At 70.9% G+C, this 24949-nt stretch carries 23 protein-coding genes; 19 read left to right on the top strand and 4 right to left on the bottom strand.

The window, feature by feature from the left end; translation table 11 throughout:
* Positions 1–124 precede the first annotated feature (124 nt).
* From aroF to trpA, 6 genes are all read left to right on the top strand, one after another.
* On the top strand, positions 125–1150 hold the full coding sequence (gene aroF / locus HG543_RS10840) for a 3-deoxy-7-phosphoheptulonate synthase (protein ID WP_169344640.1): 1026 nt from the start codon (positions 125–127) through the stop codon (positions 1148–1150).
* Positions 1151–1153: 3 nt separating this feature from the next.
* The gene (gene trpD / locus HG543_RS10835) at positions 1154–2170 is read left to right on the top strand and encodes an anthranilate phosphoribosyltransferase (RefSeq protein WP_169344639.1); all 1017 of its coding nucleotides are present in this window, start codon (positions 1154–1156) and stop codon (positions 2168–2170) included.
* Positions 2171–2220: 50 nt separating this feature from the next.
* Complete coding sequence (locus HG543_RS10830; protein ID WP_169344638.1) at positions 2221–2973, top strand: indole-3-glycerol phosphate synthase TrpC; 753 nt, start codon at positions 2221–2223, stop codon at positions 2971–2973.
* A 135-nt stretch (positions 2974–3108) separates the two neighbouring features.
* Positions 3109–3747, top strand: coding sequence for a phosphoribosylanthranilate isomerase (locus HG543_RS10825; RefSeq protein ID WP_169344637.1), 639 nt, complete (start codon positions 3109–3111; stop codon positions 3745–3747).
* Positions 3748–3750: 3 nt separating this feature from the next.
* Positions 3751–4956 carry a tryptophan synthase subunit beta gene (gene trpB, locus HG543_RS10820; protein ID WP_169344636.1) on the top strand — a complete coding sequence of 402 codons (1206 nt, stop codon included), beginning with the start codon at positions 3751–3753 and terminating at the stop codon, positions 4954–4956.
* Entirely contained in the window at positions 4953–5744 is a 792-nt protein-coding gene (trpA, locus tag HG543_RS10815) for a tryptophan synthase subunit alpha (RefSeq protein WP_169344635.1), read from the top strand. The genes trpB and trpA overlap by 4 nt, the downstream gene beginning before the upstream one ends.
* A 48-nt stretch (positions 5745–5792) precedes the next feature.
* Here the strand turns inward: trpA and HG543_RS10810 are convergent, their stop codons facing one another.
* The gene (locus HG543_RS10810) at positions 5793–6212 is read right to left on the bottom strand and encodes a hypothetical protein (protein WP_169344634.1); all 420 of its coding nucleotides are present in this window, start codon (positions 6210–6212) and stop codon (positions 5793–5795) included.
* A gap of 147 nt (positions 6213–6359) precedes the next feature.
* Between HG543_RS10810 and HG543_RS10805 the strand changes: the two genes are divergently transcribed.
* Positions 6360–6965, top strand: coding sequence for a histidine phosphatase family protein (locus HG543_RS10805; protein WP_169344633.1), 606 nt, complete (start codon positions 6360–6362; stop codon positions 6963–6965).
* A gap of 3 nt (positions 6966–6968) precedes the next feature.
* Here HG543_RS10805 and HG543_RS10800 read toward each other — a convergent pair whose 3' ends face one another.
* The 3 genes from HG543_RS10800 to HG543_RS10790 are packed head-to-tail and all read right to left on the bottom strand — an operon-like array spanning position 6969 to position 9989.
* Positions 6969–7532 carry a glutamine amidotransferase-related protein gene (locus HG543_RS10800; RefSeq protein ID WP_169344632.1) on the bottom strand — a complete coding sequence of 188 codons (564 nt, stop codon included), beginning with the start codon at positions 7530–7532 and terminating at the stop codon, positions 6969–6971.
* On the bottom strand, positions 7529–9022 hold the full coding sequence (locus tag HG543_RS10795; RefSeq protein ID WP_169344665.1) for an anthranilate synthase component I family protein: 1494 nt from the start codon (positions 9020–9022) through the stop codon (positions 7529–7531). Before HG543_RS10795 ends, HG543_RS10800 begins: the two co-directional genes overlap by 4 nt.
* Before the next feature lie 22 nt (positions 9023–9044).
* A complete protein-coding gene (locus HG543_RS10790; RefSeq protein WP_169344631.1) occupies positions 9045–9989 on the bottom strand; it encodes an SH3 domain-containing protein in 945 nt (314 codons plus the stop codon).
* Between the two features lie 201 nt (positions 9990–10190).
* Here HG543_RS10790 and HG543_RS10785 point away from each other — a divergent pair, with 201 nt between their 5' ends.
* From HG543_RS10785 to HG543_RS10730, 12 genes are all read left to right on the top strand, one after another.
* Positions 10191–11216 carry a ligase-associated DNA damage response exonuclease gene (locus HG543_RS10785; protein WP_246356908.1) on the top strand — a complete coding sequence of 342 codons (1026 nt, stop codon included), beginning with the start codon at positions 10191–10193 and terminating at the stop codon, positions 11214–11216.
* Positions 11217–11219: 3 nt separating this feature from the next.
* Positions 11220–12815, top strand: coding sequence for an ATP-dependent DNA ligase (locus HG543_RS10780; protein WP_169344629.1), 1596 nt, complete (start codon positions 11220–11222; stop codon positions 12813–12815).
* Positions 12802–15408, top strand: coding sequence for a ligase-associated DNA damage response DEXH box helicase (locus HG543_RS10775; protein ID WP_169344628.1), 2607 nt, complete (start codon positions 12802–12804; stop codon positions 15406–15408). The genes HG543_RS10780 and HG543_RS10775 overlap by 14 nt, the downstream gene beginning before the upstream one ends.
* Complete coding sequence (pdeM, locus tag HG543_RS10770) at positions 15378–16031, top strand: ligase-associated DNA damage response endonuclease PdeM (protein ID WP_169344627.1); 654 nt, start codon at positions 15378–15380, stop codon at positions 16029–16031. The genes HG543_RS10775 and pdeM overlap by 31 nt, the downstream gene beginning before the upstream one ends.
* A gap of 1 nt (position 16032) precedes the next feature.
* Positions 16033–16398: an HNH endonuclease gene (locus tag HG543_RS10765; RefSeq protein WP_169344626.1), complete on the top strand. Its 366-nt coding sequence runs from the start codon at positions 16033–16035 to the stop codon at positions 16396–16398.
* A gap of 499 nt (positions 16399–16897) precedes the next feature.
* Complete coding sequence (locus HG543_RS10760; RefSeq protein ID WP_169344625.1) at positions 16898–17560, top strand: cytochrome c3 family protein; 663 nt, start codon at positions 16898–16900, stop codon at positions 17558–17560.
* The gene (locus tag HG543_RS10755; protein WP_169344664.1) at positions 17557–20739 is read left to right on the top strand and encodes a TAT-variant-translocated molybdopterin oxidoreductase; all 3183 of its coding nucleotides are present in this window, start codon (positions 17557–17559) and stop codon (positions 20737–20739) included. Before HG543_RS10760 ends, HG543_RS10755 begins: the two co-directional genes overlap by 4 nt.
* A 2-nt stretch (positions 20740–20741) precedes the next feature.
* Positions 20742–22175, top strand: coding sequence for an NrfD/PsrC family molybdoenzyme membrane anchor subunit (gene nrfD, locus HG543_RS10750; protein ID WP_169344624.1), 1434 nt, complete (start codon positions 20742–20744; stop codon positions 22173–22175).
* Positions 22176–22179: 4 nt separating this feature from the next.
* Positions 22180–22731 carry a DUF3341 domain-containing protein gene (locus HG543_RS10745; protein WP_169344623.1) on the top strand — a complete coding sequence of 184 codons (552 nt, stop codon included), beginning with the start codon at positions 22180–22182 and terminating at the stop codon, positions 22729–22731.
* Complete coding sequence (locus HG543_RS10740; protein WP_169344622.1) at positions 22728–23294, top strand: c-type cytochrome; 567 nt, start codon at positions 22728–22730, stop codon at positions 23292–23294. Before HG543_RS10745 ends, HG543_RS10740 begins: the two co-directional genes overlap by 4 nt.
* The gene (locus HG543_RS10735) at positions 23291–24520 is read left to right on the top strand and encodes a hypothetical protein (RefSeq protein WP_169344621.1); all 1230 of its coding nucleotides are present in this window, start codon (positions 23291–23293) and stop codon (positions 24518–24520) included. Before HG543_RS10740 ends, HG543_RS10735 begins: the two co-directional genes overlap by 4 nt.
* Positions 24517–24949, top strand: a 433-nt coding sequence (locus HG543_RS10730; protein WP_169344620.1) for a hypothetical protein, incomplete at its 3' end; no start/stop codon positions are given. The genes HG543_RS10735 and HG543_RS10730, both read left to right, overlap by 4 nt.

Below are 24949 nucleotides of genomic sequence, written 5' to 3'. Positions count from 1 at the left end.
ACTGATTGCGGGTTTGCGGGTGACGGACACTTGTTGCTGAAGGGTGTCAGCGTGCCCGTTAGCCTGTCTGCCCGGTGCCGGAATCCTTCCGGTGCCTTCACTCGGAGAGAGAGCAGGAATCCCCATGTTGATCGTGATGCGACCCGACGCGACGGCCCAGGACATCGAGCGTGTGAACGACGAGATCCGCCGTCGTGGCTGGCAACCGCACGCGATTCCAGGGGGAACCCGCACCGCCATCGGCATCACCGGCAACCCGGGCGCGGTGGAGCCGGAGCCCTTCCGCGTGCTGCCCGGCGTCGCGGACGCGGTGCCCATCTCCCAGCCGTTCAAGCTCGTCAGCCGCGAGGTGAAGCCAGACAACACCGTCGTCCAGCTCGGGGGCCTGACCCTTGGCGGCGCGGCGTTCCACGTCATCGCCGGCCCGTGCTCGGTGGAGTCGCGCGAGCAGATTCTGTCCACCGCCCACGCGGTGAAGAAGGCGGGCGCCACCATGCTGCGCGGCGGCGCGTTCAAGCCCCGCACCAGCCCCTACGAGTTCCAGGGCCTCAAGGGTGACGGCCTGGCCCTGCTGGCCGAGGCGCGCAAGGAGACGGGTCTGCTCGTCACCACCGAGGTGAAGGACACCGCCACGCTGGACGCGGTGTGCGAGCACACGGACATCCTCCAGATTGGCGCGCGCAACATGCAGAACTTCAGCCTCCTGGAGGCGGTGGGCGAGCGCCGCAAGCCGGTGCTCCTCAAGCGCGGCATCAGCGCCACCATCAAGGAACTCTTGATGGCGGCCGAGTACATCGTCGCCCGCGGCAACACGCAGGTCATCCTCTGCGAGCGCGGCATCCGCACCTTCGAGACGATGACGCGCAACACGCTGGACCTCAACGCGGTGCCCATGCTCAAGCAGCTGTCGCACCTGCCCGTGTTCGTGGACCCGTCGCACGGCATCGGCGTGCGCAAGGCGGTGCCGGCGATGATGCGGGCGGCCACGGCGGTGGGCGCCGACGGCATCATCGTCGAGGTGCACCCGAACCCTCCGTGCGCGAAGTCGGACGGCTTCCAGTCGTTGGACTTCCCCGAGTTCGAGAAGGCCATGCACGAGGTTCGCGCCATCGCCCAGGCGATGGGCCGCGAAGTCGTCCAGCTGGGGTAGGCCATGACGCTCAAAGATGCGCTGGGCAAGGTCGTGGGCCGGCGCGACCTCACCCGCGAGGAGATGGCCCGCATCATGGGCCTGATGCTCGCGGGAGAGGCGTCGCCTGCCCAGGTGGGCGCGCTCGCGACGGCGCTCAAGATGAAGGGGGAGACGGAGGACGAAATCCTCGGCGCGGCGGAGGCCATGCGGGCCTGCGCGGCGAAGCTGTCTCCCCGGGCGGAGGTGGTGCTCGACACCTGCGGTACCGGGGGTGACGGGGCGCACACCTTCAACATCTCCACCGCGGTGGCCTTCGTGGCCGCCGGGGCGGGGGTGACGGTGGCCAAGCACGGCAACCGCGCCGTCTCCAGCCGCTGCGGCAGCGCGGACGTGCTGGCGGCGCTGGGCGTCTCCATGGAGCGCCCGCACGACCGCGTGGCGAAGGACATCGACGAGCACGGGGTGGGCTTCCTCTTCGCGCCCTCGCACCACAGTGCCCTGAAGCACGTGGCGCAGGCGCGGCGGGACATGGGCTTCCACAGCGTGTTCAACCTGCTGGGCCCGCTGACCAACCCGGCCGGCGCGCGCTACCAGCTGCTGGGCACCTTCGATGGCAACCGCGTGGAGCAGACGGCGCGGGTGCTGGGGCGGCTGGGCAGCCGCCGCGCGTGGGTGGTGCACGGCGACGACGGCCTGGACGAAATCTCCCCCTGCGCTCCGACGCGGGTGGCGGAGCTGCGCGAGGACGGCAGCGTCCGCACCTTCACGGTGACGCCGGAGGACGCGGGGCTGGAGGTGGTGCCCCGCGAGGCCATTGCTGGTGGCGACGCGGAGGAGAACGCGAAGCGGCTGCGCTCGCTGTTGCAGGGCGAGCGCTCCGGGCTGCGCACGGCGGTGCTGCTCAACGCGGCGGCGGCGCTGGTGGTGGTGGGCCACGCGGAGGACCTGCGCGAGGGCGTGCGGAAGGCGGAGCACGCCATCGACTCGGGCTCGGCCGCGAGCAAGCTCGCCGCGCTCATCCACGGGGCCACGTCGTGAGCGGGGGCCCACGGGAAGGTGTAGCGGCCCCCGGGACGCTGGACCTCATCATGGCGCGCAAGCGCCGGGAGCTGGCCGTGCGTCCGCCCATGGCGCCGCGCCCGCGTCCGGCGCCGCGGGACTTCGCCGGGGCCCTGATTGCGAAGGTGCCGGGGCGGCCGGTGAGCGTCATCGCGGAGGTGAAGCGCAAGAGCCCCTCGGGCGGCGCGTTTCCGCACGCGGACGTGGTGGCGGTGGCCCGGGCCTACGAGGCCGCGGGGGCCAGCGCCATCAGCGTGCTGACGGACGGGCCGGACTTCGGCGGCGGTCTGGAAGACCTGGTGGCGGTGCGGGCGGCGGTATCCGTGCCGGTGCTGCGCAAGGACTTCCTCGTCGCCGCGCGCGAGGTGGAGGAGAGCGCGCTGTGGGGCGCGGACGCGGTGCTGCTCATCGCGGACGCGCTGGAGGACGGCGAGCTGCGGGAGATGGTCGTCGCCGCGCGCGAGGTGCGGGTGGCCGCGCTGGTGGAGGCGCACACGGAGGCGCACGCCGAGCGCGCGCTGGCCGCGGGCGCCGAGCTGGTGGGCATCAACAACCGCAACCTCGCCACGCTGAAGACGGACACGGGCACGGCGCTGCGGGTGATGCCGCGGCTGCGCTCGCGCTCCCGGGCGCTGGTGGCCGAGAGCGGGCTGAAGACGCTCGCGGACCTGCTGGCGGCGCGGGAGGCGGGCGCGGACTCGGTGCTGGTGGGCGAGTCCCTCCTGCGCGAGCCGGAGCCCGGGCGGGCGCTGCGGCGGCTGCTCGGCGTGGAGGCCTCGTGAGCGTCCGGGTGAGGAAGGCGGAATCCGGACGGGCACCGAGGCGGCTGCCTGGCATGGAGGCCTTGTGAGCGTCCGGGTGAGGCAGGTGGAATCCCGGCGGGCACCGAGGCGTCTCCCCGGCATGGAGGTGTCCGCGTGAGCGTCCGGGTGAAGGTGTGCGGAGTCACCCGCCTGGAGGACGCGAAGGCGGCGTGGGAGGCGGGCGCGGACGCGCTCGGCCTCAACTTCTACGCGAAGTCTCCGCGCTGCGTGGACGTGGCCACGGCCGCCGCGCTGGCCGCCACCCGCCCTCCCCTGGGCGCGGTGGTGGGCGTGTTCGTCAACGCGGGCGCGGACGACATCCGGGCGAAGGTGCGCGAGTGCGGCCTCACGGTGGTGCAGCTCCATGGCGACGAGCCGCCGGCGGCGTGCTCGGGCTATGGGGTGCCCGTCATCAAGGCCCTGCGGGTGCGCGGGCCGGAGGACGTGGCGCGCGCGCGTGAGTACCTCGGCGTGGGAGATGTGGCGGGGCTGCTGCTGGACGGGGCGGCTCCGGGGTATGGCGGCGGTGGCGTCGGCTTCGACTGGTCGCTGGTGGCGCAGCTCTCCGGGAGCGGCGTGCCGGTGCTGGTGGCGGGCGGCCTGAAGCCGTCCAACGTGGCCGAGGCGGTGCGCGCGACGCGGCCGTACGGTGTGGATGTGGCCAGTGGGGTGGAGTCGGCCCCTGGCATCAAGGACCTGGACGCGGTGCGCGCCTTCGTGCGGCTCGCGAAGTCCATCAACCTCTGGGAGTGAGAGATGACCACGGAGACCCCCGTCGGACGCTTCGGGCGCTACGGCGGACGCTACGTGCCGGAGACGCTGGTGCCGGCGCTGATGGAGTTGGAAGAGGCCTACGCGAAGGCGAGCGCGGACCCGAGCTTCGGTGAGGAAGTGACGCGGGTGCTGAAGGAGTTCGTGGGGCGGCCCACGACGCTGACGCCCGCCCGCCGGCTCACGGAGTCCTGGGGCGGCGCGGAGGTGTGGCTCAAGCGCGAGGATCTGGCGCACACGGGCGCGCACAAAATCAACAACACCGTGGGCCAGGTGCTGCTGGCCAAGCGGATGGGGAAGAAGCGCATCATCGCGGAGACGGGCGCGGGCCAGCACGGCGTGGCCACGGCCACCGCGTGCGCCCTCTTCGGCCTGCCCTGCGAGGTGTACATGGGCGCGCTGGACGTGGAGCGCCAGTCGCTCAACGTCTTCCGCATGCGCGCGCTGGGCGCGGTGGTGCGGCCGGTGGAGTCCGGCTCGCGCACGCTGAAGGACGCGATGAACGAGGCCATGCGCACCTGGGTGTCGCAGGTGTCGGACACGCACTACGTCATCGGCAGCGCGGCGGGGCCGCACCCGTACCCGACGATTGTCCGCGACTTCCAGGCCGTCATCGGCAAGGAGCTGCGGACGCAGGCGCAGGCGGCCTTCGGCAAGCTGCCGGACGCCATCATCGCGTGCGTGGGTGGCGGCTCGAATGCGATTGGCGTGCTGCACCCGTTCATCGGTGACAAGGGCGTGCGGCTGGTGGGCGTGGAGGCCGGAGGCCACGGGCTGGACTCGGGCCAGCACGGCGCGTCGCTGACGCTGGGCACGGAGGGCGTGCTGCACGGCTCGCGCTCGCTGGTGCTGCAGGACGCGGACGGACAGATTCAGGAGGCGCACAGCATCTCGGCGGGCCTGGACTACCCGGGCGTGGGGCCGGAATTGGCGCACCTGGTGAAGACGGGGCGGATGGAGGTGCGCACGGCGACGGACGACGAGGCGCTGGCGGCCTTCTACGAGGTGGCGCGCACCGAGGGCATCCTCCCGGCGCTGGAGACGTCCCACGCCTTCGCGCGCGGCCGTGATCTGGCCCGCGAGCTGGGCCGTGGGAAGTACCTGGTCATCAACCTGTCGGGCCGCGGCGACAAGGACGTGGCGACGATTTCCGCGCGGGGCGTGCCGCCGCCGGTGGGGGTGAAGGCGTGAGCGGCGAGATTGCGAAGACGTTCGCGAGGGCGAAGGCGCGCGGCGAGGGCGCGCTGGTGGCGTATGCCATGGCGGGCGACCCGGACCTGCCGCGCTCGGTGGACGTGTTCACCGCGCTGGTGGAGGGTGGCGCGGACATCGTGGAGATTGGCGTGGCGTTCAGCGACCCCATCGCCGACGGGCCCGTCATCCAGGGCGCGTCCGAGCGGGCGCTGAAGGCCGGCTCCACGCTGAAGCGCGTGCTGGACGAGGTGGTGCCGGAGGTGCACAAGCGCTGCCCGGAGACGCCGCTGGTCATCATGACGTACGTCAACGTCGTCATGGCCATGGGCGAGGAGCGCTTCGCGAAGCTGGCGCGCGAGCGGGGCGTGTCGGGAGCGATTCTCCCGGACCTGCCCCCCGAGGAGAGCGCGGGGCTGCGGGCTTCGTTCGACGCGGCGGGGGTGGACCTGGTGCCGCTGTGCGCGCCGACGACGCCGCCGGCGCGGGCGCAGGCCATCGCGAAGGATGCGCGGGGCTTCGTGTACTGCGTGTCCGTGGCGGGTGTGACGGGCATGCGGGCGGAGCTGCCGCCGGACCTGTCGCAGCGGCTGGACCTGGTGCGCAAGGCGTCGCCGGTGCCGGTGGTGGCGGGCTTCGGCATCTCCACCGAGGAGCAGGCGCGCACTCTGGTGGCGCACGCGGACGGAGTCGTGGTGGGCAGCGCGCTGGTGCGCGCGGCGCACGCGGACGGGCCGGGCGCGGCGAAGGCGCTCTGCGCCAGCATCAAGCGCGGGCTGAAGCGCTGAAGGCAGCGGTAGGAGGGCGGGGCTCCCCTGCCCTCCTCCGCGGTGCCCTCACTGGCCGCCAGCGCGCGCCTTCTCCCAGATGGGGCGGTAGTCGTAGGTGGCGTAGAACTCCGTGCGGAACGCGCCCCACGCGCCCTTCTCGAAGGCGAGATTCACGTCGCGCAGCTTCTCGGGCGGCAGGCGCACGGTGACGACCTGCCCCACGCCCATCATCACGTACCAGGACACGACTTCGACGCCCGGGGGCGGGAAGCTCTTCCGGAAGCCAGTGCGGTCGAGGTGGGCGTTGATTTCATCCACCGTCTTGCCCTGGTCATGCCGCATGAAGATGGTCAGCAGCAGCGTGCCCTGGGTCAGGTGCGCGGGCGGCGTCTGCTTGCCGGCCGGCGTCTGGGCATGGCCCGTCAGCGTCAGCAGGAGCGCGACAAGCACCGTGGGGATGAGCGGCAGCGAGAAGGTGAAGCGCATGGGTGTGTCTCCGGGAAGGGGGACGGAACGCAACCCCGCGAGGCTGCCACGCATCACGGACCTGCCACCTCCCTCCCGCGCGGAATGTCCACCCTCGGGCGCTCGGGACCGCGGAACGCGAGGCTCCGGCGCGCGCCCTCTGGCACGATGCGCGGCATGAAGACCCGAGGTCCCCAGTTGGTGCTCGTCCGGCACGGCGAGACGGAGTGGAGCCGCAGTGGCCAGCACACGGGCCGCACGGACATCCCGCTGCTCGACGACGGGCGGAGGATGGGCGAGCTGCTCGCGGCGCCGCTGCGCGAGTGGCGCTTCGCCGAGGTGTGGACGAGCCCGCTGAGCCGCGCGGCCGAGACGTGCGCGCTGGCCGGCTTCGGTGACGTGGCGAAGCGGCGGCCCGACCTGATGGAGTGGAACTACGGCGACTACGAGGGGCGCACGGGGGACGCCATCCGCGCGGACCGCCCCGGCTGGTCCCTGTGGAAGGACGGCGCCCCGAACGGCGAGACGGCGGCGGACGTGGGCGCCCGCGTGGACCGTGTCATCGCGGATGTCCGCGCGGTGAAGGGAGACGTGCTCGTCTTCGCCCACGGCCACCTGCTGCGAGTGCTGGCGGCGCGGTGGCTGGGATTACCGCCGGACAACGGGCGGCTCTTCATGCTCGGCACCGCCTCCATCAGCGTGCTCAGCCTGGATGGAGACGGTACCCAGCCCGTCATCGTCACCTGGAACGACACCACGCACCTGCGTGGGTGAGGACTACAGCCGCCCCTCCAGGAAGTTACGCACCAGCTTCGGCCCTTCCGGAGTCAGCACGCTCTCCGGATGGAACTGGAAGCCCACCACGGGCCGCGTGCGGTGACGCAGCGCCATGATGAGGCCGTCCTGGCTCCACGCGGTGGCCTCCAGCTCCGCGGGCAGCGACGACGCCTCCACCACCAGCGAGTGGTAGCGCGCCGCCTGGAAGCCCTGGCTCACCCCGGTGAACACGCCCGTGTCCTCGTGCCGGATGTTCGCCGCCTTGCCGTGCACCGGCTCCGGCGCGCGAATCACCTTCCCGCCGAACGCCGCGCCAATGGACTGGTGCCCCAGGCACACGCCCAGCACCGGGACCTTGGACTGGGCAATGGCCGCCACGCTGACCCCCGCCTCGTGCGGCGTGCACGGGCCCGGAGAAATCACCAGGTGCGAGGCCCCGGCCGCCGCCACACCCGCGGCGTCCAGGTCGTCATTGCGCACCACCTTCACCTCGGCGCCCAGCGTGTACAGCAGCTGCACGAGGTTGAAGGTGAACGAGTCGTAGTTGTCGATGACGAGAATCACCGCCCACCTCCCTCACGCGCCAGCCGGAGCGCGGCGGCCATGGCGCCCGCCTTGGCCTCCGTCTCGTCCGCCTCCTTCGACGGCACCGAGTCCGCCACCAGCCCCGCGCCGGCCGTCCACATCGTCCGGTCTCCGTCCACGAAGAACGTCCGCAGCGCAATCGCCACGTCGAGCGTGCCGCAGAAGGACAGGTAGCCCACGGCGCCCGAGTAGGGCCCACGGCGCTGCACCTCCAGCTCGTCGATGATCTGCATCGCGCGAATCTTCGGCGCCCCGGACACCGTGCCCGCGGGGAACGTGCTCGCCAGCGCGTCCAGCGCGTCGTACTTCGGGTCCAGCTTCCCGCGCACCTGCGACACGATGTGCATCACGTGGCTGTAGCGCTCGATGACCTTCATGTCCTCGACGCGCACCGTCCCGGGCGCCGCCACGCGGCCCACGTCGTTGCGGCCCAGGTCCACCAGCATCACGTGCTCGGCCAGCTCCTTCTCGTCCGCGAGCAGCTCCTTCTCCAGCGCCAGGTCCTCGGCCTCGGTGGCGCCGCGGCGGCGAGTGCCCGCGATGGGCCGCACCACCACATCGCCGTCACGCACCTGCACCAGCAGCTCCGGGGACGCGCCCACCAGCGCGCGGGCCTCGCCCAGCTCCACCAGGAAGAGATACGGCGACGGATTCACCCGCCGCAGCGCCCGGTACAGGGACAGCGGCGGCGGCGCGCCGCGCGCCTCGAACCGCCGCGCGAGCACCACCTGGAAGATGTCTCCGGCGCGGATGTACTCCTTCGCGCGCTCCACCGCGGCCTCGTAGCCGGCGCGGTCCCAGCACGCCGTGGTTTCGGTGGCTCCCTTCATGCGCGGGGCCGGCGCATACGCCTCCGGAGGCAGCGGCTTGAGCAGCTTGTCCGCGATGGCCTGCGCGCGCTCCTCGGCGTCCTTCAGCGCGCCCGCCACGCTGCCGTGCAGCGAAGGCCGGGCGATGGCGGTGGCCTTGAGCGTGCCGGTGCGCGTGTCGTGGGTGACGAAGTCCTCGCACACCAGCCATTCCGAGTCCGGATAGGAGATGTCGCGCGGGTGCCGGTCCGGCACGGTGGGCTCCAACCACGAGATGCAGTTGTAACCCATGTACCCCACCAACCCGCCCAGGAACGGGGCCTCGCCGGGAAGCCGGGCCACGGCCAGCTCGCGCCACAGCGCGCGCAGCACGTCCAGCGGCTTGCCCTCGCGGCGCTCCTCGCGCGAGCCACGCCACAGCGTGGCCCCCTTCGCGTCCAGCCGCACGCGGCCCGCCGCATGCGCCCCCACGTGGCTGTAGCGCCCGAAGCGCTCGCCGCCGTAGCAGGACTCGAGGATGAAGCCGTGCGAGCCTCCGCCCAGCTTCAGGTATGCCGACAGCGGCGTATCCAGGTCCGCCGGCAGCTCCACCGAGACGGGCACCGACTGGCCCTTCTCCGCGAGCTGCCGGTACGCCGCCTTCCGCTCCTGTGCATCCATCTTCATGATTGGCTCTGCCCTTCTAGGGCTGTGTCTCGGCCACCGCGGAACCCGCGGGCTTCACTTCCGAGAAGACACCGTCCACCAGCTTGTACCGCGTGCGTTCCGTCGTCTTCGTCGTCTTTTCGGACTCGTCCTCCTCGGTGTTCGTCCGCACCACCGTGAGGCCCTTCTGCTTCGGCTGGAATGAAACCTTGTACTCGGAGTAGTTGGGCGCGTCCGACAGGCCGGCCAGCTCCAGCGCCACCTTCGCCTTGCCGAGCACGCCCTTCTTGTTGCCCGGCACCGTGTAGCTCACGTACCCGGTGCTGAAGTCGCCGCACGCCTCGGGCGCCGAGTCCACCTGCACCAGCGGCAGGCCCGCCGTCTTCGCGGCGACGAGCCGCACGGTCGCCGGTCCGCCCTTCACGCTCAGGTAGCCCTGTCCGGAGGGCGTGAGGTCCACGCTGCTGACGCGGCGGGGCGGCTTGACGTTGGGCTCCAGGACGCGGACGCGAATCTTGAAGTCCGCGCTCATCACCACCGTGGCGACCTCCAGCTCGCCGTCGCCGTCGAAGTCCGCCTCGAAGCGGAAGGGCGTGAGCGTGTTGCCGAACACCCAGCCCCGGACGGGCGCGTCGTCGTTCGTGTCCGGGGTGCCCTTGGTGTCGAAGTACTCCACGCGGTACCAGTGGTTGACGTACTCGCCCACCTTCTGCCGCTCCTGGCCGCGCTCCAACACGCGCACGTTGGCGCCCAGCGGCAGGGTGGTGACGACGGGCCCGTCCGCGGTGGGCGTCTCGCGGAGGTTCGCCTCGTCCACGCCGATGAAGTGCTTCGCCTGCTTGCCGGTCGGCTCCCACACCGTGAAGTCGTAACCGTCTGCCGCGGGCTTCGCCCCTTCCTCCTCGGAAGCGGGGGCGGTGTAGTGAATCGATTCGGCGGGTGCCTGGGAGAGCACGAGCGACAGCAAGAGGGCAGGCGTCATGTGAGACCGTCCAGATGCGAGGTCCCGGGGTTATCCCCCGTCCGGAAGCGCCGTCCAAGGGGCCCCGGAGTCCCGGAAGGTGGCCTGGGCCTGTCATTGACGCGGGCGTGTCAAGGGAGCAGCCCAGGGGGCAACGCCCCGTCCGGTGGACCCACACCTCGGGTGGCCTCCATCGGGACGCCTCGCTATCTGAATGGAGCTTTGAGCGCCTCCTATCCCTTCCAGGACAGACCGCCGCTCATCACCGTGACGCCGCAGGGGCTCTACTGCGCGCCAGGCGACTTCCACATCGACCCGTGGCACCCGGTGGAGCGGGCACTCATCACCCACGCGCATGGGGACCACGCCCGGGGCGGCAGCCGCCGCTACCTCGGCGCCCGAACAGGCGAGGGACTGCTGCACCGGCGGCTGGGCGCCGACTCCGCTATCGACACCCTGCCTTACGGCGAGCGGCTGCGCATCAACGACGTCACCGTCAGCTTCCATCCCGCGGGCCACGTGCTGGGCAGCGCGCAGATTCGCATCGAGCACCAGGGCGAGGTGTGGGTCGTCTCCGGCGACTACAAGCGCGCGCCGGACCCCACGTGCGAGCCCTTCGAGGTGGTGCGCTGCAACACCTTCATCACCGAGGCCACCTTCGGCCTGCCCATCTACCGCTGGGACGACACGCGCCTCGTGGCCGAGGACATCCTGCGCTGGTGGGACGCCAACCGCGCCGTGGGCCGCTCCGCGGTGCTGTTCTGCTACGCGCTGGGCAAGGCGCAGCGCATCCTCGCGGAGCTGGCGCGGCTGACAGACCGGCCGGCGTACGTGCACGGGGCGCTCAACAGCCTCGTGGCCGTCTACCGCGAGGCGGGCGTGAAGATGCTCCCCACGCAGCTCGTGTCCGAGGTGGAGAAGGGCACGTCCTTCGCGGGCGCGCTGGTGCTGGCGCCGCCCAGCGCGGGGGGCTCCACGTGGATGCGCCGCTTCGGGGAGCACGAGACGGGCTTCGCGTCCGGGTGGATGCGGGTGCGGGGCAACCGGCGGCGTCGCGGGTTCGACCGGGGCTTCGTGCTGTCGGACCACGCGGACTGGCCGGACCTGCTGCGCACGGTGGCGGACACGCGCGCGGAGCGGGTGCTGGTGACGCACGGCTACACGGACCCGTTGGCGCACTACCTGCGCGACAAGGGCGTGGACGCCGCCCCCCTGGCAACGCCCTTCGAGGGCGAGGCGGAGGACTGACGCGTGAGGCGGCTCGCGGACCTCTACGAAGCGCTGGACCAGACGACGTCCACCAACGCGAAGGTGGAGGCGCTGGTGCGCTACTTCAAGGAAGCGCCGCCCGAGGACGCGGCGTGGGCGCTGTACTTCCTCACGGGCCAGAAGCTGAAGCGGCTGCTCACCACGAAGCTGCTGGTGGGGTGGACGCAGGAGCTGACGGGCATCCCCGACTGGCTCTTCGCGGAGGTCTACGCCTCCGTGGGAGACCTGGCGGAGGTGATTGCCCTGCTCCTCGATGGCCTGGAGCGCCCGGCCGAGCCCGAGGAGCTGCCGCTGTCCGTCTGGCTGGAGCAGCGGCTCCTGCCCCTGCGGGACTTGGACGCCGTCGAGCAGCGCGAGCGGGTGGTGTCCTGGTGGAAGGTGATGCCCCGGCGGGAGCTGTTCCTGCTCAACAAGATGCTCACCGGCGAGCTGCGCGTGGGCGTCTCCGCGACGCTGGTGATTCGCGCGGTGGCGCAGGTGGCGGGGCTGCCACCGCCCAGCGTGGCGCACCGGCTGATGGGGACGTGGAAACCCACGCCGGCCTTCTTCAAGCAGCTCGTGTCACCGGACGTGTCGGACGGGGACCGCTCGCGGCCGTATCCCTTCTATCTGGCCTCGCCACTGGAGCAGCCGCCCGAGTCGCTGGGGGAGCTGAAGGACTGGCTGGTGGAGTGGAAGTGGGACGGCATCCGCGGCCAGCTCATCCGCCGTCAGGGCGGCGTTTACCTGTGGAGCCGCGGCGAGGAGCTCATCACCGAGCGCTTCCCCGAAATCACCGAGGCCGCCGCGGCGCTGCCAGAGGGCACGGTGCTGGATGGCGAGGTGCTGGCCTATGAGAATGGCCGGCCCCTGCCCTTCGCCCAGCTGCAGCGGCGCATCGGCCGGCAGAAGCTGACGCCCAAGGTGCTGGCGGAGGCCCCCGCGGCCTTCATCGTCTACGACCTGCTGGAGCTGGAGGGAAAGGACCTGCGCGAGCGCCCCCTGCGCGAGCGGCGCGCGAAGCTGGAAGCGCTGCTGAAGGACAGGCCCCGCGTCCCCCTCTCCCCCGCCGTGAAGGCGGAGTCGTGGGACGAGCTGGCGAAGCTGCGCGACCAGGCCCGCGAGCGCAACGTCGAGGGCTTCATGATCAAACGCCTCGACTCGGCGTACCTGACGGGACGCAAGCGCGGCGACTGGTGGAAGTGGAAGATAGACCCCTTCACCGTGGACGCGGTGCTGCTCTACGCGCACCCGGGCCACGGCCGGCGCTCGTCGCTGTACACCGACTACACCTTCGCGGTGTGGAACGGGCAGGAGCTGCAGCCGGTGACGAAGGCGTACTCCGGCCTCACGGACGAGGAGATTGCGCGGCTGGACCGGTGGATTCGCGCGCACACGAAGGAGAAGTACGGGCCGGTGCGCTCGGTGGAGCCCGAGCAGGTCTTCGAGCTGCACTTCGAGGGCATCCAGGCCTCGCCTCGCCACAAGTCGGGCGTGGCGCTGCGCTTCCCCCGCATCGCCCGCTGGCGCACGGACAAGAAGCCCCAGGACGCGGACACGTTGGACTCGCTCAAGGAGCTGCTCCATGCCGTCCACTAGGCCGCGCTCGCTGCGGGCGCAGATTGCCGCCCGGCGCAAGGCCCTGCGCTCCAACAACGAGGGAGGCGGCGCGCCCGCCCAGCCCGGTCCACCCGCGAAGAAGCGCCGCCCGGTGAGGCGCCGCCGCCGCGCCGCGGAGGCCACGGGCACGAAGGCCACGGGCACGCCGATGGAGCGGCTGCGAGGCTGGTTCGCTTCGAAGGGGTGGACGCCCTACCCCTTCCAGGAGGAGGCCTGGGCCGCGTACGCGCGCGGCGACAGCGGCCTCATCCACGTGCCCACCGGCGCGGGCAAGACGTACGCGGCCTACATCGGCCCGCTGGCGGACGTGGCGGAGCGCGGCCAGAAGGGGCTCCAGGTCCTCTACGTGACGCCGCTGCGCGCGGTGTCGCGCGACGTGGAGAAGGCCCTGCTCGAACCCCTGAGCGTGCTGGACACGGACATCGACGTGGAGAGCCGCACCGGCGACACCACGTCCTCCGTGCGCCAGCGTCAGCGCGAGCGCCTGCCCGAGGTGCTCATCACCACGCCGGAGTCGCTCTCCGTCCTCCTCTCCCAGGAGCGCGCCGCGGAGCTGTTCGCCTCGCTGCGCTCCGTCATCGTGGACGAGTGGCACGAGCTGCTCGGCTCCAAGCGCGGCACGCAGATGGAATTGGCCCTGGCCCGCCTGCGCCGCTTCGCTCCGGAGGTCCGCACCTGGGCGCTGTCCGCCACGCTGGCCAACCTGGACGAGGCCGCGCGCCACGTCGTGGGCACTGGCCGTACGCCCACGCTCGTCAGCTCGGAGCTGGAGCGCCCGGTGGAGGTGGAGACGCTGCTGCCGGACTCGGTGGATTCGTTCCCCTGGTCCGGCCACCTGGGCTTCACCATGCTGGCCCGCGTGGCCGCGTGGCTGGCCCCGGAGAAGTCCACGCTGGTCTTCACCAACACGCGCTCCCAGGCGGAACGCTGGTTCGAGGGCCTGCGCTTCGCCCGCCCCGAGTGGGAGCACCTCATCGCCCTGCATCATGGCTCCATCGACCGCGAGGAGCGCGAGCGCGTGGAGCAAGGCCTGAAGGACGGCGCGCTGCGCATCGTCGTGTGTACCTCCTCGCTCGACCTCGGCGTGGACTTCGGGCCCGTGGAGCGCGTGGTGCAGGTGGGCAGCCCCAAGGGCATCGGCCGGACGATGCAGCGCGCGGGCCGCAGCGCCCACCGCCCCGGGGCCACCTGTCACATCCTCTTCGTCCCCACGCACGCGCTGGAGCTGGTGGAGATGGCCGCCGCGAAGGACGCCATCCTCCGCCGCGAGGTGGAGCCACGCACGCCGCCGGGCAAGCCGCTGGATGTGCTCGCGCAGCACCTGGTGACGTGCGCCATGGGCGGCGGCTTCACGCGCGAGGCCATGCGCGACGAGGTGCGCACCGCGGCGGCCTACGCCGGCCTCACCGACGAGGAGTTCGACTGGACGCTGGCCCTGGTGCGCGAGGGCGGCCCCACGCTGCGCGCCTACCCGGAGTTCCGCCGCGTGGTGGAGCACGAGGGCCGCTTCGTCGTCGCGGACGCGCGCATCGCCCGGCTGCACCGCCTCAACATCGGGACGATTACGTCCAACGCCGTGGTGCAACTGCGCTACTGGAGCGGCGGCCGCATCGGACAGATTGAAGAGTCCTACGTCAGCCGGCTGCGCCCCGGGGACACCTTCATCTTCGCCGGCAAGCGGCTGGAGTTCAGCCGCTTCAAGGACATGACGGCGTACGTGAAGCCCGCGAAGGCGAAGGCCACGCAGACGCCGCGCTGGAATGGCAGCCGCCTGCCCCTGTCCAGCTCGCTCGCCGCCGCCGTGCGCCGCACGCTGGACGCCGCGCGCCACGGCGACGTCAGCATGGACGAGCTGGCCGCCGCGTGGCCCGTGCTGGAGGCGCAGGAGCGGCTGTCGCGCATCCCCGCCGCGGGCTCGCTGCTGGCGGAGGTGTGCCAGACGCGTGACGGCCACCACCTCTTCCTCTACCCCTTCGAGGGGAGGCTGGTGCACGAGGGCCTGGCCGCACTGCTCGCCCTGCGCCTCACGCGCCTGCAGAAGGCCACCTTCAGCCTGTCCGTGAATGACTATGGCCTGGAGCTGCTCACCCCGGCGCCCTTCCCCTTCGAGGAGGCGCTGCGCCCCGCCCTCTTCACCCGCGAGCGGCTGGTGGAGGACGTGCTGGAGAGCGTCAACGTCAGCGAGCTGGCGAAGCGGCAGTTCCGCGACATCGCCCGCGTGGCGGGGCTGGTGCTGCCGGGGCTGCCCGGGGCGCGCAAGTCCACGCGGCAGGTGCAGGCCAGCTCGTCGCTCCTCTATGACGTCTTCCTCAAGTACGACCCGGACAACCTGCTCCTCGTCCAGGCCCGTCGCGAGGTGCTGGAGCAGCAGTTCGAGCAGGGACGCCTGGGCCGCACCCTGGAGCGCCTGGAGCAGAGTCCCGTGGAGCTCGTCCACGTGCGCAGGCCCACGCCCCTGGGCTTCCCCCTCGTCGTCGAGCGCATCAGCGCCAGCGTCTCCAATGAGTCCCTGCTGGAGCGCGTGGAGCGCCTGAAGGAGAGATGGACGCGAGAAGATGCCAGGTCCGCGTAGGCGGCACCCTCCTGGAGCTGCTCCCCGAGCGCGCCCTGTACTGGCCCGACGCCGGCGTGCTGGCCGTGGCGGACCTGCACTGGGGCAAGACGGAGAGCTTCCAGCAGCACGGCATCCCCCTGCCCACCGGCGTCCTGGAGGATGACCTCGCCCGGCTGTCCGCCGCGCTCGGCGCCACCGGAGCCCGGCGGCTGCTGCTGTTGGGCGACCTCATCCACTCCCGTCAGGGCCTCACCCCCGCCCTCGTCCAGCGCCTCGCCGCCTGGCGCGAGTCCCAGGCCGGGGTGGAGCTGGTGCTGGTGCGCGGAAACCATGACCGTCACGTGAAGACGCTGCCCCCGGAGTGGCGCCTCGACGTCCGCGAGTCCCACCTGGACGAGGGCCCCTTCCGCTTCGCCCACCACCCCGAGCCCGCCCCCGGCCGCTTCGTGTGGGCGGGCCACCTTCATCCCATGGTGCGCCTGTCCGGCAGGGGGGACCGGCTGCGCCTGCCCTGCTTCCATGTGGGCAGCGACGTGGGTGTACTCCCGGCCTTCAGCGCCTTCACCGGCGGGTGCGACGTTTCCCGCCGTCCCGGCGAGCGAGTCTTCGCCATCGCCGACCCCGCCGTGGTCGAGGTGTAGGATGAGCACCGCCAAGCGCCGCCGAATCCTGGGCATCATCGCCACGGATCGCACCTTCGAGCGCACCGAGCACCGGGGCCGCGAGGCGTGGATCGGCAAGTGCCTTCACTGCAACGCGCACCTGCTGGTGGACCTGGACGGCGAGCCCATCAGCCGCGCCACCATCGAGCACATCGTTCCGCAGACGGCCGGCGGCACGGATGAGCTGGCCAACCTCGGCCTGGCCTGCGCCCGCTGCAACCAGGGCAAGGGCAGCCGGCACGACCCCCACTACCACCGCGACGCCCGCGTCCGGGAGATGGTGGAGCGGCTGCTGGCCCGCCGCCGCGAGCGCTGGAGAGACCCGGACGCCGACGACTCGGAGTGAGTCCTCGCACCGCTGATGGCGGGCTTCACTTCGTCTGTCGCGACCTGTAGCACGGCGTTCGCCACCACACGCCGGGTGATACCGACGGCCTTCCTCCGGGCCGCTGATCTCCCCTGAAGGCACGCGTCTCAAACGCCCCTTCCTTCCGCCAGAAGAGAGATTCATCCGCGCTCGCCCGCGACTTTCCGCCTCCGCACGTGAAAGTGGTATCCGACTGCCGCCACATCAGAATGGTTGACACTGCCGTGTCGATGCCCGATGGTCCCGCGCCGCGTCAGGGCTGGGAGATTTCGGAGGGCCCCGCCCGCGGCACTCTCATAGAGGTTTCGTTGGACGTGACTGCTTCGGATTCCGCGCGCCAGGAGCCGCCGCCCGCCCGCCCCATCGGGGCCGGGATCGCCCTTCCGCTCCCCGCGTCCGGCAACGTCAGCGCCTCTTCTCGTCTTCAGAGCCTTCCTGTCCCTGCTGTCGTCGAAGCCCCCTTGCCCATGGTCCTGGTATGAGTGGCCCTCTCTTCCCACGCTGGACGAACACGGTGTCGCGGCTGTCCGCCGCGGCGCTCCTCGCCGTGCCCGCCATCGGCATCGGCGGCCTCATGGCCTACGTACGCTCGCCGTACGTCACCGGTCAGCAGATGCCGATCGAACAGCCGATCGAGTTCGACCACCGCCACCACGCGGGTGACGAGCAGATCGACTGTCGGTACTGCCACTGGACGGTAGAGGAGTCGCCCTCCGCGGGCATCCCCTCCACCACGGTGTGCATGTCCTGCCACGCGCAGGTCTGGAACAAGAGCCCGTACCTCACCGAGGTGCGCAAGGCCTTCTTCGCGGACCAGCCCATCCCCTGGGTGCGCGTGCACAACCTGCCGGACTTCGTCTACTTCAACCACGCCATCCACGTGAACAAGGGCGTGGGCTGCGCCACCTGCCACGGCCGCATCGACCAGATGGCCGCCGTCGAGCAGTCCGCGCCGCTGACCATGGCCTGGTGCCTGGACTGCCACCGCAATCCGGAGCCCAACCTGCGTCCGGCCGAGTTCATCACCTCCATGACCTGGGTTCCGCCGACCGATGCCGCCGAGGCCGCCGCGCTCGGCAAGAAGCTGGCGGAAGAGTACGACGTCCACTCGCGCACGAGCTGCTCCACATGCCACCGATGAACACGAAGCGCGACGGCGCCCCGTCGCAGGACACCTCTTCCTTCGCGCTCCCGGTCGTGTCGGACCGGCCCGCCGCCGCGGCTGACGCCGTCGGCGAGGCGCTTGAGCACGCCGCCGCCAACGCCGTCTCCACCGAGCCCGGCTACGGCCGCAGCTACTGGCGGAGCCTCGAGGAGAAGCTCGGCGCCTCCGAGTACATGGAGGAGACGCGCCCCGAGTTCCCCGTGGGCGCGGACCTGCCCCCCTCCGGCGTGGCCCGCCGCGAGTTCATGCAGCTGCTGGGCGCCTCGCTGGCCCTGGCCGGCGCCACGGCGTGCAGCACCCGTCCCCAGGACGAGCGCATCCTGCCGTACACCAAGACGCCGCCCGAGGTCTCCCCGGGCAACCCGCTGCACTACGCGTCCGGCATGACGCTGGCCGGCCACACCTCCGGCCTGCTCATCACCGCCCGCGAGGGTCGCCCCATCAAGATCGAGGGCAACCCGCAGCACCCGGTCAACCAGGGCGCCGCCGGCCCCTGGGAGCAGGCGTTCCTGCTCTCGCTCTATGACCCGAGCCGCGCCCGCGTGCTGCGCCAGGGCAAGAGCCCGCGCGCCCTGCGCGTGCTGGCCGAGGACATCTCCACCCTGGTGGGCAAGGCCGCCGCCGCCGACGGTGGCGCCCGCCTGCGCTTCCTGGGCGAGCCGACCAACTCGCCGCTGATGGGCGACCTGCGCAACCGCGTCCTGAAGAAGCTGCCCAACGCGCGCTTCTACAGCTACACGGCGATGACGCAGGACGCGGAGTCCGAGGCCGCCCGCGCGCTGTTCGGTGGCCAGGCCGTCTCCGCCGTCTATGACTTCTCCAAGGCGGACGTCATCCTGTCGCTGGACGCGGACTTCCTGGAGAGCCGCCCGGCCAACCTGGCCTACGCGCGCCAGTTCGCGGACCGCCGCGACCCGAAGAACGGCCCGCTCAACCGCCTCTACGTCGCCGAGGCCCGCTACTCCATCACCGGCGGCATGGCGGACCACCGCCTGCGCGTGAAGTCCTCCGAGGTGCTCGCCGTCGCCGCCGCCGTGGCCCAGGCCGTGGGTGGCCCCGCCGCCTCGCTGGCCGGCGCCGCCGCGGGCAAGGCGCAGCTGCGCGGTGACCTCAACGCCTGGGTGCAGGCCGTCGTCGGCGACCTGCGCACCGCGGGCGCCCGCGCCGTCGTCGTCGCCGGTGAGCGCCAGCCGGCCGCCGTGCACGCCCTGGCCCACGCCATCAACGCCGCCCTGGGCGCCGCCGGCTCCACCGTGCGCTACGTCCAGGCCCCCATCGCGGAGCCCACCGGCCTGAGCCAGGTGCGCGCCCTCGTGGAGGACATCAAGGCCGGCCGCGTGGACACGCTGGTCATCACCACCTGGAACCCGGTCTACTCGCTGCCGGCCGACGCGGGCCTGGCGGAGCTGCTGGACCCGGCGAAGAACCCCAACCGCGCGAAGATGTCCGTGCTGTACACGGGCCTCTACGAGGACGAGACCAGCCAGTTCGTGGACTGGTTCGTCCCCGCGGCGCACCCGCTCGAGACGTGGAGCGACGGCCGCGCGGTGGACGGCACCGTGGCCATCGCCCAGCCGCTCATCCAGCCGCTCTTCAACGGCGTGCCCGAGTCCGAGCTGCTCGCGCTGTTCCTGGACGAGCCCTTCCGCCCCGCCTACCAGCTGCTGCGCGAGTACTGGCAGGGCCAGGCGCAGGCCACGGCCGGCGCCCCCGCCGACTTCGAGTCGCGCTGGGAGGTATGGGTGTCCGAGGGCATCATCGCCGGCACCGCCTCCCCGGCCGCCACGGCCACGCCGGACTTCGGCGCCGCCAGCGCGCTGGTGACGGGCTACACGCCGCCGGCCGCGGGTGAGCTGGAGCTCAACTTCGTCCACGACTACAAGGTCTTCGACGGCCGCTTCGCCAACAACGCGTGGCTCCAGGAGCTGCCCGACCTCATCACCAAGATGGTCTGGGACAACGCCGCCCTGGTGAGCCCGCAGACGGCGACGGACAACAACCTCGAGCCGGGCAGCCTGGCCGAGCTGAGCTACGGCGGCCAGACGCTGACCGTGCCCGTGTGGGTGACGCCGGGCCTCGCGGACGGCACCGTGACGGTGGCGCTGGGCTACGGCCGCAGCGGCCTGCACGAGTCCGTCGCCAAGGGCGTGGGCTTCAACGCCAACGTCCTGCGCCGCTCCGCCGCGCCGTGGTTCGACGGCGGCGCGAAGCTGACCCAGGCGCGCGGCAGCCACAAGTTCAGCCTCACCCAGACGCACTGGCGCATGGAAGGCCGCCCGGTGGCGCTGGACATGCCCATCGCCGAGCTGCAGAAGCCCTCCGTGGCGACGCAGCACGTGCTGCACCGGGTGCAGGGCGAGCTGAAGCCCACCATCCACGACAACCTGCCCGACTTCGACTACAGCAACGGCTACAAGTGGGGCATGGCCATCGACCTGTCCCGCTGCACCGGCTGCAGCGCGTGCGTGGTCGCCTGCCAGGCGGAGAACAACATCCCGGTCGTGGGCAAGGAGCAGGTCGCCCGCAGCCGCGAGATGCAGTGGCTGCGCATCGACCGGTACTTCGAGGGTCCCGAGAACGACCCGAAGATGGTCATGCAGCCCGTCATGTGCGTGCACTGCGAGAAGGCCCCCTGCGAGTACGTGTGCCCGGTGAACGCCACCGTGCACTCGGACGAGGGCCTGAACGACATGGTGTACAACCGCTGCGTCGGCACCCGGTACTGCTCCAACAACTGCCCGTACAAGGTGCGCCGCTTCAACTACCTGCACTACACGGCGGACAAGACCTCCACCGAGAAGATGCTGATGAACCCGGACGTGACGGTCCGCAACCGCGGCGTCATGGAGAAGTGCACGTACTGCGTCCAGCGCATCGAGCGCGTGCGCATCAACGCCCGGGTGGAGAAGCGCCTCATCCAGGAGAAGGAGCTGATGACGGCCTGCCAGCAGACCTGCCCCACGCAGGCCATCGTCTTCGGCTCCCTCAACGACAAGCAGCAGCGCGTCACCCAGCTGCACGAGGACGAGCGCGCCTACAAGCTGCTCCACGAGCTGGGCACCCGCCCGCGCACCGCGCACCTCATCCGCGTGCGTAACCCCAACCCCGCCCTCGAACCCGCGAAGTCCGCCGCGGCGACCGAAGGGAGCCACTAATCATGGCCGAGACTGCTGCCACCGCCACGCTCGACCCGCTCGAGCCAAGGCCCCTCGTCGCGCCGCACCACGACGACGCCTCCCTCAACGAGACGCTCCTGGCCCACGTCTGGGCCAAGCCGGGCAAGGGCTGGTTCATGCTCTTCGGCATGACGCTCAGCGCCCTGGGCCTGCTCGTCATCGGCGTCACCTACACGCTCGCCCGCGGCATCGGCGTGTGGGGTAACAACCAGCCCGTCGGCTGGGCGTTCGACATCATCAACTTCGTCTGGTGGGTGGGTATCGGCCACGCCGGTACGCTCATCTCCGCCATCCTCCTGCTCTTCCAGCAGAAGTGGCGCACGAGCATCAACCGCTTCGCGGAAGCGATGACGCTCTTCGCGGTCATGTGCGCGGGTCTCTTCCCGCTCTTGCACACGGGCCGTCCCTGGTTCGCCTTCTGGCTGTTCCCCTACCCCAGCACCCTGGGCGCGTGGCCGCAGTTCCGCTCGCCGCTGGTGTGGGACGTGTTCGCCATCTCGACGTACCTCACGGTGTCCGCGCTGTTCTGGTTTGTGGGCCTCATCCCGGACCTGGCGGCCCTGCGTGACTCGTCCAAGACGAAGACGCAGCGGCTCATCTACGGCCTCTTCGCCCTCGGCTGGCGCGGCTCGGGCCGTCACTGGCACAACTACAAGATTGCGTACCTGCTGCTGGCCGGCCTCTCCACGCCGCTGGTGGTCTCGGTGCACACCATCGTGTCCTTCGACTTCGCCGTGTCGCTGCTGCCCGGCTGGCACGCCACCATCTTCCCGCCCTACTTCGTGGCGGGCGCCGTGTTCAGCGGCTTCGCGATGGTCATCACGCTCATGGTGCCGGCCCGCAAGTACCTGGGCCTGCGTGACGTGATTACGGACCGGCACCTGGAGAACATGAACAAGGTCATCCTCGCGACGGGCCTCATCGTGTCCTACGGGTACATGATGGAGCACTTCATCGCGTGGTACTCGCAGAACCAGTACGAGTACTGGACCTTCTATGTGAACCGCGCCACCGGTCCCTACGCCGGCGTGTACTGGCTGATGATTGCCTGCAACGTCATCACCCCGAACATCTTCTGGTTCCAGAAGTGCCGCCGGAGCATCCCCATCATGTGGGTGGCCTCCATCATGGTGAACATCGGCATGTGGTGCGAGCGCTTCATCATCATCGTCACCTCGCTGAGCCAGGACTTCCTCCCCTCGTCGTGGGGCATCTACAGCCCGACCTGGGTGGACTGGGCCATCTACATCGGCACCCTGGGCCTGTTCGGCACCCTGTTCCTCCTGTTCCTCAAGTTCGTGCCCGCGGTCGCCGTGAGCGAGGTGAAGGAGCTCCAGCTGGAGCTCAAGCACGCCGCCCACCACCACGACGGCGCGGACGCTGGCGCCGGCACCCTCACGCACGGAGCGCACTAGAGCCATGGCTGCTGCCACCACCCCCCTCTACTCCTGGGTCCTGGCCGAGTTCGCGACGCCGGACGCCCTCGTCTCCGCCACCCGCCAGATGCGGGAGAAGGGCTTCGAGGGAATGGACACCTACTCTCCGTACCCGCTGCACGGCGGCTCGGAGGCCCTGGGCCTGCCCCCCTCGCGCGTACCCTTCATCGCGCTGTGCGGAGGCCTCACCGGCCTGGTGACTGCGCTCGCCATGCAGACGTGGATGAACACCCTCGACTACCCGCTCAACATCGGCGGCCGCCCGCTGCTGTCGCTGCCGGCGTGGGTGCCCATCACCTTCGAGCTGAGCGTGCTCTTCGCCGCGTTCGGCATCTTCTTCGGTCTGCTGGGGCTCAGCCGCCTGCCCCAGCCGTATCACCCCGTCTTCGAGTCCGAGGCCTTCCGCAGCGCGTCCACGCACGGCTACTGGCTGAGCGTGCCGAACGCGGTCGGCCAGGACGCCACCGCCATCACGGATCAGCTCACGGCCCTGGGTGCCACCCAGGTGACCGTCGTCACGGGAGAGAAGGAATGAGGTGGCTCATCCCCGCCGCCGGACTCGTCGCGCTCTCGGGCTGCGACGTCCCCTCCGAGTTCCTCCAGCGCATGGAGGCGCAGGCCAAGTACGAGTACTACGAGGCGTCCGACTTCTGGGCGGACGGCCGCGCCATGCGCACGCCCCCCGAGGGCACCGTCCCGCGTGAGCGCCCGGTGGGCAACCCCGGCATCACCAGCGGCCGCTCCAACGGCCAGCTCGTGGGGAACATCCCCGTCGAGGTGGACAAGGCGCTGCTGACCCTGGGTCAGAAGAAGTACAACATCGTCTGCTCGCAGTGTCATGGCGTGCTCGGCGACGGCAACAGCATCGTCGCGGAGAACATGGCGCTGCGCCTGCCGCCGTCCCTGCTGGAGCTGCAGGGCAAGCCGGCCGGTCACTTCTATGCCGCCATCAACGAGGGCTACGGCGTGATGCCGTCGTTCTCGGGTGAGCTGGACGTGCGCGAGCGCTGGGCCGTGGTCGCCTACGTGCGCGCCCTCCAGGCGGCCCGCAACACGCGCACGGACGGCCAGCAGCCCGTTCCGCAGGAGAACCGATGAGCCCCCCCGTCACCACCGCGCGCCTGTCCGACATCGCGCGCTACACCGCGACCCCGAAGCTGATGGTGCCCGCCTTCGGCCTGGGCATCCTGGGCCTTTTGGCCACGCTGGCGGGCTACTTCACCGGCGCCACCGGCCAGGCCGCGCACGCCTATCTCATCGCCTTCGCCTACTGGCTGGGCATCAGCGTGGCCTTCCTCCTCATGGTGGCCATCTTCCACACGGCCAAGGCCAAGTGGCTCATCGTCCTGCGCCGCACCATGGAGACGGGGGCCGCCTCGGTGGTCATCTTCATCCCGCTCTTCATCGTCCTGCTGCTGATGACGAAGGACCTGTACCCCTGGTGGCCGGGCTCGCCGCTGGCGGCCCACATCACGGGCCTGGAGGCCGAGCACCTGTCCCACAAGCAGCACGGCTACCTGAACCCGACGTTCTTCTACGTCCGGCAGGTCATCTACTTCGCCGTGTGGGCCTTCGTGGCCTGGCGCCTGCGCTCGTGGAGCCTGAAGCAGGACGAGACGGGCGAGCTGGAGCTCACCGTGAAGCAGCGCCGCTTCTCGCCGGGCGCGCTGCCGTTCCTTGCTCTGACCATCACCTTCGCTTCTTTTGACTGGCTGATGAGCCTCACGCCGCTCTGGCAGTCCACCATCTTCGGCGTCTATTACTTCGCGGGCAGCTTCCTGGCCGCCTTCTGCATCCTCACCATCGTCACGGCGAACGCCACGGGGGCGAACCTCTTCGGCAGCGTCGTGAAGCTGGACCACTTCCACAACCTCGGCAAGCTGATGCTCGCCTTCACGGCGTTCTGGGCCTACATCGCCTTCTCCCAGTTCCTGCTGGTGTGGATCGCCAACATCCCCGAGGAGGCGCCCTGGTACGGCCTGCGCATCTTCGGCTCGTGGCGCCCGCTGTCCATCGCCCTGTTCTTCCTGCACTTCGTGCTGCCCTTCTTCACGCTGCTGTCGCGCAACCTGAAGCTGCAGCCGCGCAGGCTGGCGGTGGTGGCCGTCTACATCCTCGCCATCCACGCGGTGGACCTGTACTGGCTGGTGTGGCCGGCGCTCACGGGCACGGAGGGCCCCACCTTCCACTGGACGCTGGTGACGGCGTTCATCGGCGTGGGCGGCATCTCGGTGGGCTTCGCCCTCATGCAGGCCCGCAACCGCTTCACGCTCCCGGTGAAGGACCCCTACATCGCCGAGTCCCTGAGGTACGTGCAGCCATGAAGAAGACCCAGTCGGAGCTCGAGTCGCGCGTCATCGTCGGCCCGCACGGTGTGGCGGCCGAGGAAGACCGCATCGTGATGAGCAAGGTGGTGGGCATCGGCGTGGGCTCGCTCGTCATCTTCCTGGTGGGCATCGTCTGGGCGTGGCGCATCCAGGTCCGGACCATGGAGGACATCCTCGGCCCTGGCGTCGAGGCTGCCCCGCGGCCGGCCGCCATCGGCCAGTACGAGATTGGCATCGTCAACCAGCGCCTGTTCGAGCAGGACTGGCACGCGGTGGACAAGATTGGCAGCCAGCAGCAGGCGCTCGGCGCCGGCTGGGGCGACCAGCCCGGCGTGAAGGCGCACCCCGACCTCAACGAGGCCATGAACCGCGTCATCACCGAGGCGCGCAACCCGCCCCCCGCCCCTGTCTCTTATCCACATCTAC

This window comes from Pyxidicoccus fallax, from assembly GCF_012933655.1.
GTDB lineage: Bacteria > Myxococcota > Myxococcia > Myxococcales > Myxococcaceae > Myxococcus > Myxococcus fallax.
The sequence above is the reverse complement of the archived record's forward strand: the minus strand, read 5'-3'. Positions and strand labels throughout refer to the sequence as shown.